Genomic DNA, 16,446 nt, shown 5'->3' with positions numbered 1-16,446 from the left:
TTAATGTAACAAAAGCTGCGTGCTTTACGTCTAATGTTAAGTAAAGATAGAGCATTGAGCAGAGTGTTTTTAACGAGTGTAGAAGGGCAAATATATGTTGAGTTTTGCAACAATTCGAGGTCGATTAACGGCCAGCTATTTAGTGCTGTTGATACTGCTTTTGGTTGTTGTGGGTCTTTCTGCAACGCGTTTTCAGTCATTATCTGGCAATATCCGTGGCATCGTTGACGAAAACGCGGCCTTGGTTGAATTAACCGGCGACCTGAATGTAAATGCCGAAAGCTTGGCGAGTCGCCTTCTTCTACTGTTCGTATTGGAAGATCGAGATGAGCGTGTCGCGATTTACAAAGAAATCGACGAACGTAATCGCAACATGGACGCCAGCTTAGAAACCATGACAAACCTTGTGACTTCAGATAAAAACAAGGCAGTTGTTGAGGCACTGAAGAAGCAAAGAGAAATTTATCAAGCGGCTTTGCAATCTACTGTAGAAGCCTTGGAGTTTGGTGAATTAAGTGATGCGAAAGCACAAATGGCTGGGCCAACACGAGATGAGCTTCAAACCTTCCTAAATCAAACCGAAGCGCTTGCGGAAAGCGAGCGAACCATCATGCAGCAGCGTCAGCAGTCCATTTTATCTGAGTCTGAAATCGCGATTTTAATGATCATTGGCGTTGGTATTATTGCGGTTCTAGTTGGCGCGATTATGTCTGTATTGATCACGCGTAGCATTGTAAATCCTTTAGAAAAAGTGGCTTCTTTGCTCGATTGTGTGGCGAAAGGCGATTTGTCTCATAGCATTAATATTCAGTCGAAAGGCGAAATCGGAAAACTGGTTAATAGCCTGAAAAGCATGCAATCCAGTTTGGGCGATGTGGTGAGTAAAATCGATATGAGCGCGCAAACTGTTGTAAATTCGGTTAGCAACATCCGCATGAGCGTGACAGATGTGCAGCAAGGATCAGACAAACAAGAAGCGATGGCGAGTGATATTCAAGCGTCTGTTGAAGAGTTGTCTGGTGGTGTAAAAGTCATGGCAGAACATGTGAGTGTGTCTCGTAATCAAGCAGAAGCTGCACATGACCTTGCGAAACAAGGTAAAGAAATTATCAGTACGGCAGCGCAAGACATTACCTCCGTGGCCGCCTACATAGAGGAAACGGCTCATTCTGTTGCCAAGCTAAAAGAAAGCGCAACGACTGTATCTGACTTTGTAAATGACATTCGTAATGTGGCTGACCAAACGAACTTGTTGGCGCTTAACGCATCGATTGAAGCGGCGCGTGCAGGCGAAGCTGGCCGAGGCTTTGCGGTTGTTGCAGATGAAGTGAGAAACCTAGCGAGCAACACGGCGAAAGTAACTGAATCGATTGATCAGGTCATTACATCGATTGCGAACTTGTCTGTGCAAATCTCGGATGAGATGGAACAGGGCCAAGAGCGTATGCGCAATGGTGTAACGCAAATAGAAAATGTTGTTGTCCCTTTGAGTCAGCTAGAAAAAGACTCTGAGGTCTCTCTAAGAAGCTTAGACGAGCTGTCTGCATTGGCTCAAAGCCAGGCGGAAGAAGCCAATGAAATCGCCTTACACATTATTCAGATTGTCGATGTGACAGGAAATAACAGCCAAACTTCATTACGCTTAACCTCGTTAACCGATGCCTTGTCTGGGTCGGCAGAGCAAACGAAGCAGGCAACCTCTACTTTTACTTTGCCGGCAAAAGCCTAGAGTTTAAAAAGCTTGATAAGAAATTAAGTAAACTTGAATGCAAAAAAAGCCTTTCGTCTGAAAGGCTTTTTTATTGGAGTGGACTCGCCCTGAAATAGGTTCAGGAAATCCTTACTGGAAGCAACACGGGCAATTAACGGTTTCTTGTTAATAAGTGATCTAAAGAGAAAGAACCTGCACCTTTGTACATAAGCAGCAAGGCAATAGCCAACCAAGTAGCGTGAGTTGGGTAAGCTTCAGGGTAAACAAAAAGTTGAATCACTAATGTCATTCCAGCAAGGCCGAATGCCGCTAAGCGAGTAAATAAACCACCTAGAATTAGAATAGGTAAAATGTGTTCCGCTATGGTTGCAAGCACTGCAGCAATCATAGGTGGAATCAAAGGTAAGTTGTATTCGTATTCAAACAGAAAGCCGGTTGATTCGGCTAATCTCGGTAACCCGAGCTCCATTTTCATGGCGATAATGTCGAGAGAAAAACCTTCGATTTTCGTTTGTCCAGATTTCCAAAACACTGCAGCAATAGCAAAACGCGCCACAAATAGAATCAGAGATTCCGGGAGCTTTTTAAATATCGCTTCACTTTTATTATTGATAATAGAGAGCATAAGTATTCCTCTGATTCTTGGTTAATCTATTGGTTTGATAAAGGTTACTTTACTTGGAACGTCGGATTTTTAAGACGACTATTTTGTTTGAATTTGTGTGATATTGGTTAATATCTTCCACTCAATGAGCTTGGCTAAGGTTTCACCAAGGTCAAACGCATCTGATTCTGGTATGGCATTTTCGAGCGTCTTTTCCTGCATGAGATTTTTGATAAAAATTGCTTCTTCTTTGTTGATAACATGCAGTTGCCCGTAAAGGTGCGATTTTACCAACAGCAAGTATTCACTTTTCGTAATGTCTACTTGATTGAGTCGTTGGTGACCGTCACTGAAATGCGCTTGATACAAAGAGCCGATGGCAAAAGGAGAAACCAGAATCTGCGTGGTAGGTGGAACACAAAGAGATAAAATACTCGGATCTTCCACTGACGCAAATGCTTCGGAAACGGCTTGGTGATCAAGCGTCTCGTATTCTTCACTGTGGGTTAATGTCAGCATGGCGTGCTCAAGCGCAGCAAGATCTGGCAAGTAAGGAAGGCTTTGAGCTGGCTCGAAATTGCGTACAAAGTCTGAAAAATTCTGACCGTACTCTCGAATAATTGGAGAGTTTGGTGGATTGTTTAGTACGTAAATACGAGCCATTGCACGGAAAAAATCATCACCAACAAGTGTCTGAGTAACGGGAAAAATATCACACAAAGCTTCCACTAAAGAGGCTGTGATATTGTTCCGATAAACATCGAGACGTATTTCTTGCTCTTCCATTGAAGGCGCTTTTATTTCTTCATAAAAGCGTGTGTCTTCCGTGAGCAAAGCGGCTTTAAATTGCGTGTTCACGGATGATCTCCTGACTGACAGCCTGTCGAATTTGATCCGCAAAGCGAGCTTCGGCTAATAGCTCTTCAATGGCAGGAAGGTTTCCATCTCGCTCAATGAGTGTTGGGCAATCACCGGTTAAGCTGAGCGTGTGTTGGTACAAAGACCAGACATCCTGCGAGACTGGCTCGTCATGGCTGTCTATTTTTAACGGCACAACTGTATTTTGATCTGTGGTGTGCCCTGCAAGATGCATTTGTTTTACCGCTGAAACAGGAAAGTTGTTCAGATATTGGTAGGGATCATGGCCGTGATTAAAGCAGGACACTTCGACATTATTTACATCTAACAATAATCCACAGCCAGTGCGTTTCACCATTTCTGTAAGGAAGTCGGTTTCGCTCATTTCGCTGCGATTGAACTCGAAATAGGTTGATGGGTTTTCGATGAGAACTTGGCGCTTTACGTGGGATTGAATGTGATCAATGTGCTCACAAACACGGCGTAAAGTGGCTTCATCATAAGCAACTGGCAACAAATCATTTAGAAAGCTGTTGTCGTGGGACGACCAAGCCAAATGTTCAGAGAATATCTGAGGTTGAACGTCATTAACCAGTTGTGAAACACGCTCTAGGTGTTGTTGATTAATGGGGTGTTCTCCGCCAATGGATAATCCGACACCATGAACGGTAACAGGATAATGCTGGCGAATTAGGTCTAAATAATGGCGTGCTGGCCCACCTTTACTCAAATAGTTTTCAGCGTGAATTTCAAAGAAACCTATCTCAGGAAAAGAGGACAAAATCAGTTGGTAGTAAGCCGGTTTTAAGCTGATACCAGAACGTGACATAAAACGACTCGCAAAGCTCGAAGGCACAGGGGAAGTGTCTTCGGCTCGCGGGTGTTTTGGTTCAATAAGAACACTGGACATAATATTAAGTGTCTAGACTCTTAGAACGCTTTCAATTGGCCGTGGCCAGTTGGAGATGTTTTAGATTCCATATCAACACAAGTGCCAGCTGGAACAAGTTTCCAAGCGTTGCTTTGGTAATCTGTTTTAGATGTACCTGCACAAGAAGTACCTGGACCTGCTGCACAGTCATTTTGACCTGCTAATGCTACGCCGTAGCATTTTTCTTTGCTTGCTGCTTGAGCTGGAATCGCAACTGCAGAAACGGCTACCGCTGTACCAAGTGCTAGTGCTAGAGATGCTTTTGTATTTTTCATGGTAAATCCTCTTCTTTTAACTGTGAACATTAATCAAGCAACATAAGGTGTTGCTAGCGGGCTTTAAGACCTTAAACTCTAATTACTCTTTTTTGACGTTGGTTCTTTGGTACTTATTACACAAAAGATAGATTATTTTTCTTCCTTTGTGTTTCCTTTGGTGTAATGTTTTGAAATATCGCGTAATTCTTCCATTTGCAGACCGAATTGGCGGCAAGGAGCACACATGGTGGTATGTATTCCAAGTGAGACCTTTTCTTTCGTACTAAGCGGCCGATCAAGTTTTTCAGACAATAATTGAGTCGCTTGTTTGCAATTCATCATGTTAACGCTTCCTGTTGGTACCAGTTATCTTCCAGACATTCTCGTAATCGAAGTCGAGCACGATACAAGGTGACATTAAGATTACTGACGGTCAGTTCTTCATTGTGACAAATCTCAGCGGTGTCCATTTCTAAGAACTCTCGCATCATGAAGAACCTAGCGTATTTATCGGGTAACCCATTTAAACAAGCATCAAACACTCGCCAAAAATGATCATTCTCAACCCCGTGATCGGGTTGATCCCATTTTTGTGGTCGTTCATGTTTGTTCCAATGGCCGTTTTCTTTAAAAAGCACTTCCATCAGTTCGTCGCCAGTTAGATTTGAACCTTCTTCTAGCTGACTTGCTGCTGTATGTCGCTTTTCTTTACGTAGGAGATCAATGACTTTGTTTTTCAAAATCGAGAAAACCCACGTTTTGAAGGCAGACTTCCGCCCAAAACGATCGATGTTCTTGTAAGCTGAAATCATGGCTTCTTGAACTGCATCTTCTGCAAGTTGACTGTCTCGGACCTGTAACTGCGCAAATTTAATCATTTGGCTGCGTAGGTCTTCCATAAAAACAGTGTCGAGAAAGATATCTGCACTGGGTGAACCATTCATATCAGAGGAAAGATTTGCATCAATCATTTGAGCCTCAGCATTTCGCTTCTAGTGTTTAGACGAGGAAGAGTGAAATATTCTTACACTTTTCGTTAAGTATTTTTTTACGAGTTTAATATCAGTCTGTTTTTTTATTGAGAAGTTCACTCTCAGCTAGGTACTCGTCTTTCAGTTTGACGTAATTTAGCCCAGCGTATTGGAAATATTCGATTTCTTTTTCGCTCAATGGACGAGCCTGTTTTACCGGTGAGCCCATATATAAAAAGCCAGATTCGAGGCGTTTCCCCGGCGGTACCAATGAACCTGCGCCTATAATGACTTCATCTTCAATGACGGCGCCATCAAGAATGGTTGTGCCCATGCCAACCAACACCTTGTTGCCGATTGTGCAGCCGTGCAGCATCGCCATGTGTCCAACGGTCACATCGTCGCCAATGGTTAATGGGTGGCCTTCAGGTTTATAAGTACTGGCATGAGTAATATGTAAGCAGGAGTTGTCTTGAATGCTGGTGCGGGCGCCAATTCGAATACGGTGCATATCACCACGAATGGCAACCAAAGGCCAAACTGAGCTGTCTTCGCCGATGACGACATCACCAATCACAACAGCACTGTCATCAACCCAAACTCGGTTGCCCAATTGAGGTGTGTTACCTCGGAAAGATTTCATGACCATAAACCCTCTCTTACGAGACATCTTGCGTTATAAATGAAGGAACTATTAGTACAATAGTTATTTGTGCATTGAAAAAAGCCAAAGACCACATATCTTATTAAGCATAGCTTTATTAATACATGAGTCATTAGGTTACGTTTTTTCAGTTTTTGTTACTCTGTTGAAACGTGCCAGTGCTTTAGTACAAACAATAGGTATTAAGCACTCAACTTTTTATAAAAGGATATCACGATATGTCAGAGTCTGTATGGGACGCGACAAGCTTACCGAATTTCACCGGTGTTGATGCTTCAAGCATCGAAGCCGACTTAGAAGCCTTGCTGAAAACAAATCAAACCGCCATTAATAATTGCGTGAGCGAAAACACCAATCCAACCTGGGAAAGCTTGGTTTTACCGCTGGATCAACTGGACGATGATCTGAATCACTTTTGGTCTCCAATCAGTCATTTGAACTCGGTAAAAAATACACCTGAAATTCGCGCAGCCTACAATGCATGTTTACCTAAATTGACTCAGTTTTATACTGACCTAGGTCAAAACAAAGCCTTGTATCAGGCTTATAAAAAATTGGCAGAAAGCGACGCGGCAAAAAATCTGACTCAAACGCAAAAAGAGTCTTTAGCGCAAACCATTCGTGACTTTGAATTGTCGGGTGTTGGCTTAGAAGGTGACGCAAAAAAACGCTACGGTGAAATCAGCCAGCGCTTATCTGAATTGAGCAGTCAATTCGGTGAAAATGTCCTAGACGCAACCCAAGCTTGGAGTAAGCTGATCACTGACGAAAGTGAATTAGCTGGTTTACCTGAATCGGCGCTTGCGCAAGCGAAACAAATGGCAGAAGCAAAAGAAAAAGACGGCTGGTTGTTTACGTTGGATTTCCCATCTTACATGCCAGTGATGAGTTACGCAGACAACGCAGAGCTCCGCGAAGAAATGTATCGCGCTTTTGCGACTCGCGCTTCCGATCAAGGTGGCGACATTAAATTCAATAATGCTCCATTAATTGATGAGATTCTGTCTTTACGTCATGAAATGGCGGCTATTTTAGGTTTTGAAAATTACGCGGAATTGTCTGTTGCTACCAAAATGGCCGATAACGGACAGCAGGTTATCGAGTTTTTGGAAAATCTAGCAGAAAAGTCAAAAAGCTCGGCAAAACAAGACCTTGAACAGCTAGTCGCGTTCGCTAAAGAAGAAAATGGAGTGGAAACATTAAACACTTGGGACATGACTTATTACGCTGAGAAACTGCGTCAGCATAAATACAGCATTTCCCAAGAAGAGCTTCGACCTTACTTTCCAATGAACAAGGTTTTATCTGGATTGTTTCACGTGGCACAAACGTTATTTGGCGTGGATATTCGAGAAGAAAAAGAATTTGATAGCTATAACAATGAGTTAAAGCTTTTCACCATCAGTAAAGACGGAGAAGACGTTTCTCGTTTTTATCTCGACCCTTATGCTCGTGAAGCAAAACGTGGTGGCGCTTGGATGGATTCGTGTCGTACGCGTCGTCGCTTGAGCGATGATCGTTTACAGCTTCCTGTAGCTTACTTGGTTTGTAATTTTACGCCACCTATCGGTAACAAACCTGCTTTATTAACTCATGATGAAGTGACGACTTTGTTTCATGAATTTGGACACGGTTTGCACCACATGTTGACCCAAGTTGATGTTGCGTCCGTATCAGGTATTAATGGCGTAGCGTGGGATGCTGTTGAGCTGCCAAGTCAGTTCATGGAAAACTGGTGCTACGAGCCAGAGGCGTTGGCTTATATTGCAGGGCACTATGAAACCAATGAGCCATTACCGAAAGATTTGCTCGATAAAATGTTGGCTGCGAAAAACTTCCAATCAGGCATGCAAATGACTCGTCAACTAGAGTTTTCTCTCTTCGACTTCCGTTTGCACATGGAATACCAAGAAGGCATTTCGGTACAGTCTGTTATTGATGATGTTCGCAGTAAAGTGGCAGTAACAACTCCGCCTGCTTTTAACCGTTTTCAGAATAGCTTTTCGCATATCTTTGCTGGTGGTTATGCAGCGGGTTATTACAGTTATAAGTGGGCAGAAGTATTGTCTGCGGATGCCTTCTCGAAATTCGAAGAAGACGGCATTTTCAATTCAGATACGGGTGCGCACTTCCGTGATACCATATTGGCAAATGGTGGTTCACGTCCAGCGGCTGAATTGTTTGCTGAATTCCGTGGACGTGAGCCAAGCACTGATGCGCTATTAAGACACAGCGGAATTGCTGCTTAATAGACAAAATCTGTAAATAAACTAGAAACGAACAGTGTGGCCGAGATTATCGCCACGCTGTTTTTTCATAAGGGATCATAATGACAGTAAAACGCTTTATCGCCGGTGCCGTCTGCCCACGTTGTAGTGAAATGGATAAGATTCGCGCATGGCGTGACGACGAAGCTGAGCAACAGTATCGTGAATGCATCGCCTGCGGCTATGAAGACGCCCAGTCGACAAAGATTGAAGCACAAACTCCAGAGCTCGCCACTCGCGTGAATCAACCGCACAGCAGCGCTCCAGAAGCAGAAGAGGTGGTGATTAACTTTATTCCTAATCCAGGAATGACAAAGCACTGATAAAAGGTGTAGATTGGCGTGAAGAAAATAGTTTCAAACGTTTTTGATTATATAGATGGTTTTTCGAATTTAATGATTAAGTCGTTAAAAACTCAATACGCCCGATTATTTAAAGGTGGGTGTACTCTTTTGAGTATAGCGTTGTTAGGTTTTCAAGTATTACCTACGTTGCTCGACTATGACTTTAAAGCCACAGAGCTTATATATTTAGTCGAAGAAAAAACGCATCAAAAACTTGAAGACTTATCTGCTACTTGCCAAGAGATTCAAGGTGTTGAACTCAGAGTTAAATGTCGGTTAGCCAAAGGCATGTCAGAAACTTCCTCTAGTCTCCTTAAATTATTTCAATTAATTATAATAAATGGGGCGTTATTGTTTGGTTGTGTACTTTTAGTATTTTCAATCCTTGGTTATGCAAGTAATGTAGTTCAAAAAAAGCCATTAACTAGGTTTTCGAATATAAATTATAGGCGTATAAATAGAAGAAAAAACTAATCAACCAAACTACGTTTCAATGGTTGCTACTATCAGGTTATGTGCGAGGCACTAATCACAGTGCTTTGTTTTTTACTAAAGCAGTTCTTTGCTGTTATTTTCAATAAGACGGTGATATTTATTCGTTGTTATCCGCGTAGCCACTGCCAATCGCACTGAATGGCATATCGAGTTCAAGCTCAGGCACTTGTAGACCAATCCAAGTTGGGAAAGTATTGCTGTTTGGCCCAGGAAAAACCGTATATTCATTTGCCCAAGGGTAACGAGCGACAGCAGACTTAATTTCTGGAATCAAGGTTGCGGCTTTTTCACCTGTTACGGATAAAACTTTTTCAGGCTTTGAACCAAACCAATAGCGATCTGGCGTGCTGGTTTTGTATTCATGTAACGCTGGTAAACCACGCTTTACACGCCAGCCTGTTACTTCATAAACTGTATATTCAGACGCATTTTCTTCTTTTACTGCAACCCAAGTATGCACCGCAAACCAACCACGCCAACTAAAGGCATCGGCTGCATAAAATTCGATAACGGCATCAGAAACCTCTTCTGGCTTTGGTGCAATACCCGCAGGTTCTCGGCTGGCGCTACGCCAATCATCATTGGAGCAAGCGCTTAATAAAAACGCGACGCTTATAATTCCGAACCACTTTTTCATTTACACATCCCTTTATTCATCTGATCTCTATTATTAATATCACAATCAAAATTTGCAAAAAGGGCAAAAATTAGGATTTTCTCATTCGCACCTTTTCTGCCTATAAAAAAGCGCCACATCACTTAACGGGTGCTGTGGCGCTTTTTATTTTAAGAATGTTCTTTTGAGCAGTTTTCGCTCAAAGAGCGGTTTACTTCATTTCAGTGATGAACTTGTCACTGGAACGACGCACTTTCTTAAGGTCTTTTAGCCAATCACCTTCTTCGGCGCGGTAGCCTAAAGGTAACAAGATAACAGAGCGTAAACCGCGTTCTGTCAGACCAAGAATTTCGTCCACTTTCGCAGGATCAAAACCTTCCATTGGCGTGCTGTCTACGCCTTCTTCTGCAGCAGCAATCAATGCTGTGCCAAGGCCAATGTAAGCCTGACGTGCCGCATGTTGGAAATTCACTTCTGCATCACGTGGAGGGTAGGCGCCCAAGATCATTTGACGATAGTTTTCCCAACCTTCATTTTTAAAACCACGTTCGTCATTCACAAGGTCAAACATTTCATTGATGCGATCTTCTGTGTAGTTATCCCATGCAGCGAAAACCAAAAGGTGTGAGCCGTCTGTGATTTGAGCTTGATTCCAAGCGTGCGGAACAATGGCTTCACGCAATTCTTCATTTGTTACCACAATCACTTCGTATGGTTGCAAGCCGCTTGATGTTGCCGTGAGACGAACTGCTTCTAAAATACGGTCTACTTTTTCTTGTTCAACTGCTTTTGACGCGTCCATTTTTTTCGTTGCATAGCGCCAGTTTAATTTGTCTATCAAATTCGACATTTCTCTAATTCCTTAAAAAGATTTATATGTTCTCTATATGAGTTATTTAACCAATAATTAAAGGGGCAGAATAAGGAAGAATCAGGGCTTTGTTTATATTAAAGCCCTGTTCCGTTGTATGGTTTAAAGGCGGTCGTCTAAATAGTTTTTGAGTTGCTCAATTTCCAAGGGCTTTGAAAAATAATATCCTTGTAAATAATGTACTCCGATTTTGTTGAGCACTTCGACTTGATCAAGCGTTTCAACACCTTCAGCAACCACTTGGTAACCCATAGGCTGTGAAATTTGCAGAACAGCATGAATAATATTTGAGCCACTGCCGTGGATTTCATCGATAAAACTTTTATCAATTTTAACGATATCCACACCGAGGCTTTGCATGCTGGCAAGAGATGAGTAGCCTGTTCCAAAGTCATCAATCGATATCTTGATATTGATTTCTTGTAGCGCTTTTATTTGAGTAATTAGAGCGGCTTTGTCCGCCGCAAAGACAGACTCTGTGATTTCAATATGCAGTCTGCTTGGCTCAAATGATAATCTGCTCATCAGCTCTTTGACGTGATCCACAAAGTCTTTGTCTTGAAACTGAATGATGGAAACATTGATGCTTACGGTTAGCTCTTCTCCTTTGCCGGACAAATCTATTATTTGTTGGCAAGCCTTTTCAACGACCCATAAACCTATGCTTTTTATCATGCCGTATTGTTCAGCAATGGGAATAAATTCGACTGGTGAAACTTCTTCACCATCTAAGTTCCACCTTAATAATGCTTCTACTCCAACAATTTCTCCCGTTGTGTTCCTTACAATAGGTTGAAACACTAATCGTAATTCATTGTCTTCAATCGCGGTAACGAGTCGATCGCTAAGAAAACGCTCCCGAATGATTTTTAAGCGTAACGACTCATTAAAATAACCAACTTTGCCTTTTTCTAAACGCTTTTGTTGATACATCGCCATGTCTGCATTTTGAATCAAGGTGTCATAATGAGTGCCATGTTGAGGGTAAAGCGAGATACCAATACTGGCTCCAACCCAAGTCTTTGACTGGGAAACTTCGTAAGGAAGATTAATAATATCAATTAGTTGTTGAGTAAAAGGTTCAATATCCTCAGGTGTTGAGAATGTATAAGCTAATAAAAACTCGTCTCCTCCCCAGCGGCAAACAGGAAAGTCTCCGTGAGATAATGAAGCAATCCGAGCGGCGGCTTCCTTGATGACTTTGTCGCCGACTTCATGCCCCAGACTATCGTTTACCTGTTTAAAGCCATCAAGATCAATAAACAGCAAAGCAAAGGGTGTCGATGTGCGAGAGTGGATGATTTTGTTGAGCTCTTTTAAAAAAGCAGTGCGATTTAAAAAGCCTGTTAGACGATCTATATTAGACAGTCGGTAAATCTCTTGTGTGCGGAGATCTACTTTCTTTTCCATGGTGAGTAACAGTTGTGAATTCTGGTTTTTCAAACGGATCGCTTTATAAGTGAAGCTAGAAAGCTTTGATGCTGTCAACGACATGGCGATTGCGTAAGTCATGCCCATAACACCGATCAAGCGCTCATATTGGTCGCCTGAAATGAGTAGCAGGGTTGAATAAGGCACTGACATTGCCAAAATACATATAATGGAAGTGAGCTTACTAGCAGACCACATAATGACAACGCCGGAGCCAATACCACATAAAATAGTAATGGTAGTAACAAGCTCAAAAGAATCTGAGAACGGATGAAAAAATAAAGGGTATGCCCCCCAAGTAGAGGACACTAAAAAGCCTAAAATAGAAAATTGCCACAAGTCTTTTTGTGATGGAGCATGGTTTAGAGACAATTTTTTGCGATATAGAGCTAGGTCGAAAAGACGCAAGGAAAGTACGAAGATCATGACAACCCACCAAATGAGCTTGTCGTAATGATTTTCCTCACTGGTAAGTGAAAATACAAACACAGTACTGATCAAGGCGGAAACGATAGTGCTTGTTAGGACATTCGTATATAAAAGACGTAAAGCCTCTTGTCGCTCGTCCTGCTTTACTTCCTGATTTTGCAGCATCTTCTCCCCTTTGATAACCGATTTTATGTTATCCATTTAGTCTACTTAATTTATCACAGTCTTTTGAACTGGGACGTAATTAACTCTGCTTATTTGAAATAAAACTTTTACTCTTACTAAGTTTAGCTGCTTAATATGATTGTCGTAGTCTAGACTGATTAAATGGAACACTTTTTCTTACTCTCTTTTGAAAAATGCTAAGAATAATGGATGGAGAATATTATGTCGCAACATCTAGTACTAAGTTTTATAGGCGAAGATCGTCCCGGTATTGTCGAGCGTTTATCCGATACGATTTCCCGTCATCACGGTAATTGGTTAGAAAGTCGTATGGCGCATTTAGCCGATAAATTCGCAGGCATTCTTACCTTATCAGTGCCTTTGGATTATCAAACAGCGCTGATTAACGAGCTGCGTGACTTCGAAAAGCTTGGCTTAACTGTCACGGTAGAAAATGCAACTCAAAGCCCGGCTCAAGGGTCAACTCTGTCGCTATCTGTTGTGGGTAATGACAGAGCAGGCATTGTGAAAGAAGTCTCTCAAGTGTTGCACTCACTCATGGTAAACGTGAAGGAACTGAAAACATCTTGTGAACCTGCGCCGATGAGTTCTGAGATGTTGTTTAAAACAGAGATGATTCTTGTGGTGCCAGAGAAACTGCCTTTGTCTGAGTTGGAAGTCGCATTAGAAAATATCAGCAGTGATCTTATGGTTGAGTTGTCGGTGAGCCAGTTTGCCTAATTAAACTGCCTCAGTTCATAACGAGGCTCTTTAATTAAAGCGTTTCAATATTGTCCAAGCACCATTCAGCCCTTTCTAAAACGGCGTGCTTTTGCGCGTCGTTTTGTTTGTCCCAGTTTCCGTAAATCATGCCAATGCGTGGATTCTTGGCAAGTTGTTCACGATGTTTGACCATGAAGCGCCAATACAAACTATTTAGCGGGCAAGATAACTCGCCCGTTTTGTCTTTTACTTTGTAGTGACAGGAAGTGCAGTAGTCGCTCATTTTATTAATGTAGCTGCCGCTGGCTGTGTATGGTTTGGAAGCGACCCAACCGCCATCGGCAAATTGGCTCATGCCACGAGTGTTCGGCAATTCTACCCATTCCAATGCGTCGATATAAATCCCTAAATACCACTCATCTACCTGATTTGGCTCAATCTCAGTTAATAGACAAAAGTTGCCTGTTACCATTAAACGTTGAATGTGATGCGCGTAGGCATAATCCAGCGATTGCCCAATGGCGCTGGCAAGGCAGTGCATTTTTGTATCACCTGTCCAAAAGTAACTGGGTAAGTCGCGCTGTGCGTTGAGAGCATTTTGCTCTCGGTAGTTTGGCATGTTAATCCAATACATACCGCGCACGTATTCACGCCAACCGAGTATTTGTCGAACAAAGCCTTCAATCTGCGCGATGTCGATCTCATCATTGTTTTTGTAGCATTGGATCGCCGCTTTAATGACCTGCTTAGGGCTGATTAATTTGCTGTTCAAGGCAAAAGATAATCGGCAGTGATACAAACTCCAGCTGTGAGGTGTTTTGCTTGTCATGGCATCTTGAAAGCGACCAAAGTTAGGCAAAAGATGTGTACAAAAATAGTCGAGTAATTGCAGTGCATCTTGGCGATTTACTGGCCAAATCAGTTTGTCTTCTGCATGACCGATGGAGATGATCTGATGGCGTTCTATGCGTGCGAGTAAATGGCGTACATCGTATTGAAAACACAAAGGCTGAGGGATGTCTTGAAGATCTTGTGCTTTGAGTTTGTTTCTATTCGCGCTGTCATAATTCCATTTTCCACCTTCTGGTTGCCCTGTTTCATCCATTAAAACAGCAAAGCGTTGCCGCATTTTTCGGTAGAAGTTTTCCATACGCACGCTGTGATTGGCTTTGAAAAAGGTTGGAATATCGTCAAACGGCAGTAAAAAGTGCTCAGTATCGGTTATTTCTACTTCTTGTTCAGCTTGTTCTGTTAAAGCCTTGTATTGCATTAAAACGCGATATTCGTCTGGTCGCTGGAGTTGAATACGAGAAACGCCTTCTGCTTTTGCCACCTCAAGAATCAAGGACTCCAATGTTTGCCCTACCGTATCGTCCAAAGTGAGATAACGAACCGCATGTTGTGCGCTTTTTAATAAGTTAGAAAATTGCTCCATCGCTAAGAAAAACGCACACAATTTTTGAATGTGGTGTTTAACGTAAGTGGCCTCTGGATGAAGCTCGGCAATCAAATAGAGTACGCCATCATCCTGCTCTTTAAACCAAGAATGCGCGGCGTTTAATTGATCGCCTAAAATGACCCGCAAGGTGTGGTATTGGCTCATGAGGATTTCCTAGTGGCTTTTGTTTTGGTGTTTTTTTGACGCTTAGAAGGTCTAACGTGTGTGGCTAAAATACGCTGCTTTTCTGCACTTACGTCGGGATTCTTACGATAGCCCCATAAACGGTCACGAGCTGCTTTTGCAGCATCAGCAAGGTGAACAATGGGTGAGGGATAATCGCTCCCAATCTGACATTCGTAGAGAGCTTCCTCCATTGGTGACATGTCCCAAGGAGAATGAACTAATGGCGCAGGCACTTGATGTAACTCTGGCACCCAGCGGTGAATGAATTCGCCCTCTGGATCTTGGTCTTGGGATTGTTTTACCGGATTATAAATACGAATCGTATTCGTGCCTGTCATGCCTGCTTGCATCTGGAATTGTGGGTAATGAATACCGGGCTCAAAATCGAGAAATAACCGAGCTAAATGATGAACACCTAAACGCCAGTCAATGTTTAAATGGTGACATAGAAAGCTGACTAACATAGCTCGCATACGAAAGTTAATGTAACCCGTTGCTTGCAACGCGCGCATGCAAGCATCGACCATTGGATAGCCTGTCATGCCTTGTTGCCAAGCTTGCAAGTCGGTCATAACGTGCTCGTCTTGGCGATAGGGGAATTGCTCATAAGCACGATTTACTGGATGAAATTCCATGCGGCATTCGCTCTCAAACTTTTGCATGAAGTGACAATGCCAATGTAGACGTGAGCTAAGCGCGATCAAACTGCGCCGCCAGCCAACTGTATTCCAGCGAGATAAAAGGTCTTGATAAACCTCTCTTAAGCTGATGTTTCCCCAAGCTAAATAAGGTGACAACCGCGTGCAAGCTGACCGGCTTGTCAAAGGACTGGAAATTGAGCGGTAATAGTCTTTGCCACGACCTTCATAAAAGCTGTGCAATGTTTGCCAAGCCAAGCTGGGTCCGCCTGTTTGCATACCTTTCTGATAGGTCTTCCATGTATCTGGAACTTCTGGTTCTGGCTGCTCTATGGCGTGCCAGACAATGCGTTCGAGTTCGACTTGTGCTAGCGGAGCACGCATTAACTTTTGCCAAGCACTGTCCCAGTCTTTTCTGTGATTCAGTGGCCGAATGACCGCGCCAGTTGGTGCTTCATTCCATATAATATTGTTTTCTTTGCACCAGTTTTTGATACGGATATCACGCACAAAAGTGACTCCCAAACCTATCTCTTCGCTGCTGTAAAGTGTGTCGAATTGGGTACTTTTATGAAGCTGCTGGAGAACTTTTTGTGGCTCATCTGAATAGATTTGAACGCGTCCGCCATACTCCGACAACTGTCGATTTATATCTTCAAGTGATTGCCAAACAAATCGCCAATGGCGTTCATCGTAATGTGGGTCAGCTAAGAGTTCAGGCTCAAAAATATAGAGCAAAATAATGGGGCGATTTTGCTCTATTGCTTGATTCAAGGGCAAGTGATCAGTCAGGCGTAAATCACGCTTAAACCAAACAACAACTGGAGATAAGGAATCAATCGACACT

Annotated in this window: 17 protein-coding genes; 5 read left to right on the top strand and 12 right to left on the bottom strand. The window is 42.6% G+C overall.

Going from position 1 to position 16,446, the window contains the following annotated elements; translation table 11 throughout:
• Window positions 1-94 precede the first annotated feature (94 nt).
• Complete coding sequence (locus AC0L46_RS07715) at window positions 95-1,729, top strand: methyl-accepting chemotaxis protein (protein ID WP_473507034.1); 1,635 nt, start codon at window positions 95-97, stop codon at window positions 1,727-1,729.
• A gap of 133 nt (window positions 1,730-1,862) precedes the next feature.
• Here AC0L46_RS07715 and AC0L46_RS07710 read toward each other — a convergent pair whose 3' ends face one another.
• From AC0L46_RS07710 to AC0L46_RS07680, 7 genes are all read right to left on the bottom strand, one after another.
• On the bottom strand, window positions 1,863-2,336 hold the full coding sequence (locus tag AC0L46_RS07710) for a DoxX family protein (protein WP_317005703.1): 474 nt from the start codon (window positions 2,334-2,336) through the stop codon (window positions 1,863-1,865).
• Window positions 2,337-2,414: 78 nt separating this feature from the next.
• On the bottom strand, window positions 2,415-3,173 hold the full coding sequence (locus tag AC0L46_RS07705) for an HvfC/BufC family peptide modification chaperone (RefSeq protein WP_473507032.1): 759 nt from the start codon (window positions 3,171-3,173) through the stop codon (window positions 2,415-2,417).
• Entirely contained in the window at window positions 3,157-4,083 is a 927-nt protein-coding gene (gene bufB, locus AC0L46_RS07700; protein WP_473507030.1) for an MNIO family bufferin maturase, read from the bottom strand. The genes AC0L46_RS07705 and bufB overlap by 17 nt, the downstream gene beginning before the upstream one ends.
• A 20-nt stretch (window positions 4,084-4,103) precedes the next feature.
• Window positions 4,104-4,379, bottom strand: a complete 276-nt coding sequence (locus tag AC0L46_RS07695) for a BufA1 family periplasmic bufferin-type metallophore (protein ID WP_414682332.1) — start codon at window positions 4,377-4,379, stop codon at window positions 4,104-4,106.
• A gap of 132 nt (window positions 4,380-4,511) precedes the next feature.
• On the bottom strand, window positions 4,512-4,703 hold the full coding sequence (locus tag AC0L46_RS07690) for a zf-HC2 domain-containing protein (protein WP_414682331.1): 192 nt from the start codon (window positions 4,701-4,703) through the stop codon (window positions 4,512-4,514).
• A complete protein-coding gene (locus AC0L46_RS07685) occupies window positions 4,700-5,332 on the bottom strand; it encodes an RNA polymerase factor sigma-70 (RefSeq protein WP_473507027.1) in 633 nt (210 codons plus the stop codon). Before AC0L46_RS07685 ends, AC0L46_RS07690 begins: the two co-directional genes overlap by 4 nt.
• A gap of 91 nt (window positions 5,333-5,423) precedes the next feature.
• Window positions 5,424-5,981: a gamma carbonic anhydrase family protein gene (locus AC0L46_RS07680; protein ID WP_473507025.1), complete on the bottom strand. Its 558-nt coding sequence runs from the start codon at window positions 5,979-5,981 to the stop codon at window positions 5,424-5,426.
• Window positions 5,982-6,214: 233 nt separating this feature from the next.
• Between AC0L46_RS07680 and prlC the strand changes: the two genes are divergently transcribed.
• The 3 genes from prlC to AC0L46_RS07665 all read left to right on the top strand — a co-directional run bounded on the left by prlC (window position 6,215) and on the right by AC0L46_RS07665 (window position 9,081).
• The gene (gene prlC / locus AC0L46_RS07675; protein ID WP_473507023.1) at window positions 6,215-8,245 is read left to right on the top strand and encodes an oligopeptidase A; all 2,031 of its coding nucleotides are present in this window, start codon (window positions 6,215-6,217) and stop codon (window positions 8,243-8,245) included.
• Between the two features lie 131 nt (window positions 8,246-8,376).
• Window positions 8,377-8,586, top strand: a complete 210-nt coding sequence (locus AC0L46_RS07670) for a YheV family putative metal-binding protein (RefSeq protein ID WP_473507021.1) — start codon at window positions 8,377-8,379, stop codon at window positions 8,584-8,586.
• A gap of 18 nt (window positions 8,587-8,604) precedes the next feature.
• Window positions 8,605-9,081, top strand: a complete 477-nt coding sequence (locus tag AC0L46_RS07665; protein WP_473507019.1) for a hypothetical protein — start codon at window positions 8,605-8,607, stop codon at window positions 9,079-9,081.
• A gap of 118 nt (window positions 9,082-9,199) precedes the next feature.
• Here the strand turns inward: AC0L46_RS07665 and AC0L46_RS07660 are convergent, their stop codons facing one another.
• From AC0L46_RS07660 to AC0L46_RS07650, 3 genes are all read right to left on the bottom strand, one after another.
• Window positions 9,200-9,739, bottom strand: coding sequence for a DUF3750 domain-containing protein (locus AC0L46_RS07660; RefSeq protein ID WP_473507017.1), 540 nt, complete (start codon window positions 9,737-9,739; stop codon window positions 9,200-9,202).
• Window positions 9,740-9,929: 190 nt separating this feature from the next.
• Entirely contained in the window at window positions 9,930-10,568 is a 639-nt protein-coding gene (locus tag AC0L46_RS07655; protein WP_473507015.1) for an NAD(P)H-dependent oxidoreductase, read from the bottom strand.
• Window positions 10,569-10,691: 123 nt separating this feature from the next.
• Window positions 10,692-12,614: a putative bifunctional diguanylate cyclase/phosphodiesterase gene (locus AC0L46_RS07650; protein WP_473507013.1), complete on the bottom strand. Its 1,923-nt coding sequence runs from the start codon at window positions 12,612-12,614 to the stop codon at window positions 10,692-10,694.
• A 222-nt stretch (window positions 12,615-12,836) separates the two neighbouring features.
• Between AC0L46_RS07650 and AC0L46_RS07645 the strand changes: the two genes are divergently transcribed.
• Window positions 12,837-13,355, top strand: coding sequence for a glycine cleavage system transcriptional repressor (locus AC0L46_RS07645; RefSeq protein WP_414682323.1), 519 nt, complete (start codon window positions 12,837-12,839; stop codon window positions 13,353-13,355).
• Between the two features lie 34 nt (window positions 13,356-13,389).
• Here AC0L46_RS07645 and AC0L46_RS07640 read toward each other — a convergent pair whose 3' ends face one another.
• Window positions 13,390-14,940, bottom strand: a complete 1,551-nt coding sequence (locus AC0L46_RS07640; RefSeq protein ID WP_473507010.1) for a cryptochrome/photolyase family protein — start codon at window positions 14,938-14,940, stop codon at window positions 13,390-13,392.
• The gene (locus tag AC0L46_RS07635; RefSeq protein ID WP_473507008.1) at window positions 14,937-16,445 is read right to left on the bottom strand and encodes an FAD-binding domain-containing protein; all 1,509 of its coding nucleotides are present in this window, start codon (window positions 16,443-16,445) and stop codon (window positions 14,937-14,939) included. The genes AC0L46_RS07640 and AC0L46_RS07635 overlap by 4 nt, the downstream gene beginning before the upstream one ends.
• Window position 16,446 lies beyond the last annotated feature (1 nt).

Source organism: Marinomonas sp. 15G6-16 (assembly GCF_055809555.1).
The sequence above is the reverse complement of the archived record's forward strand: the minus strand, read 5'-3'. Positions and strand labels throughout refer to the sequence as shown.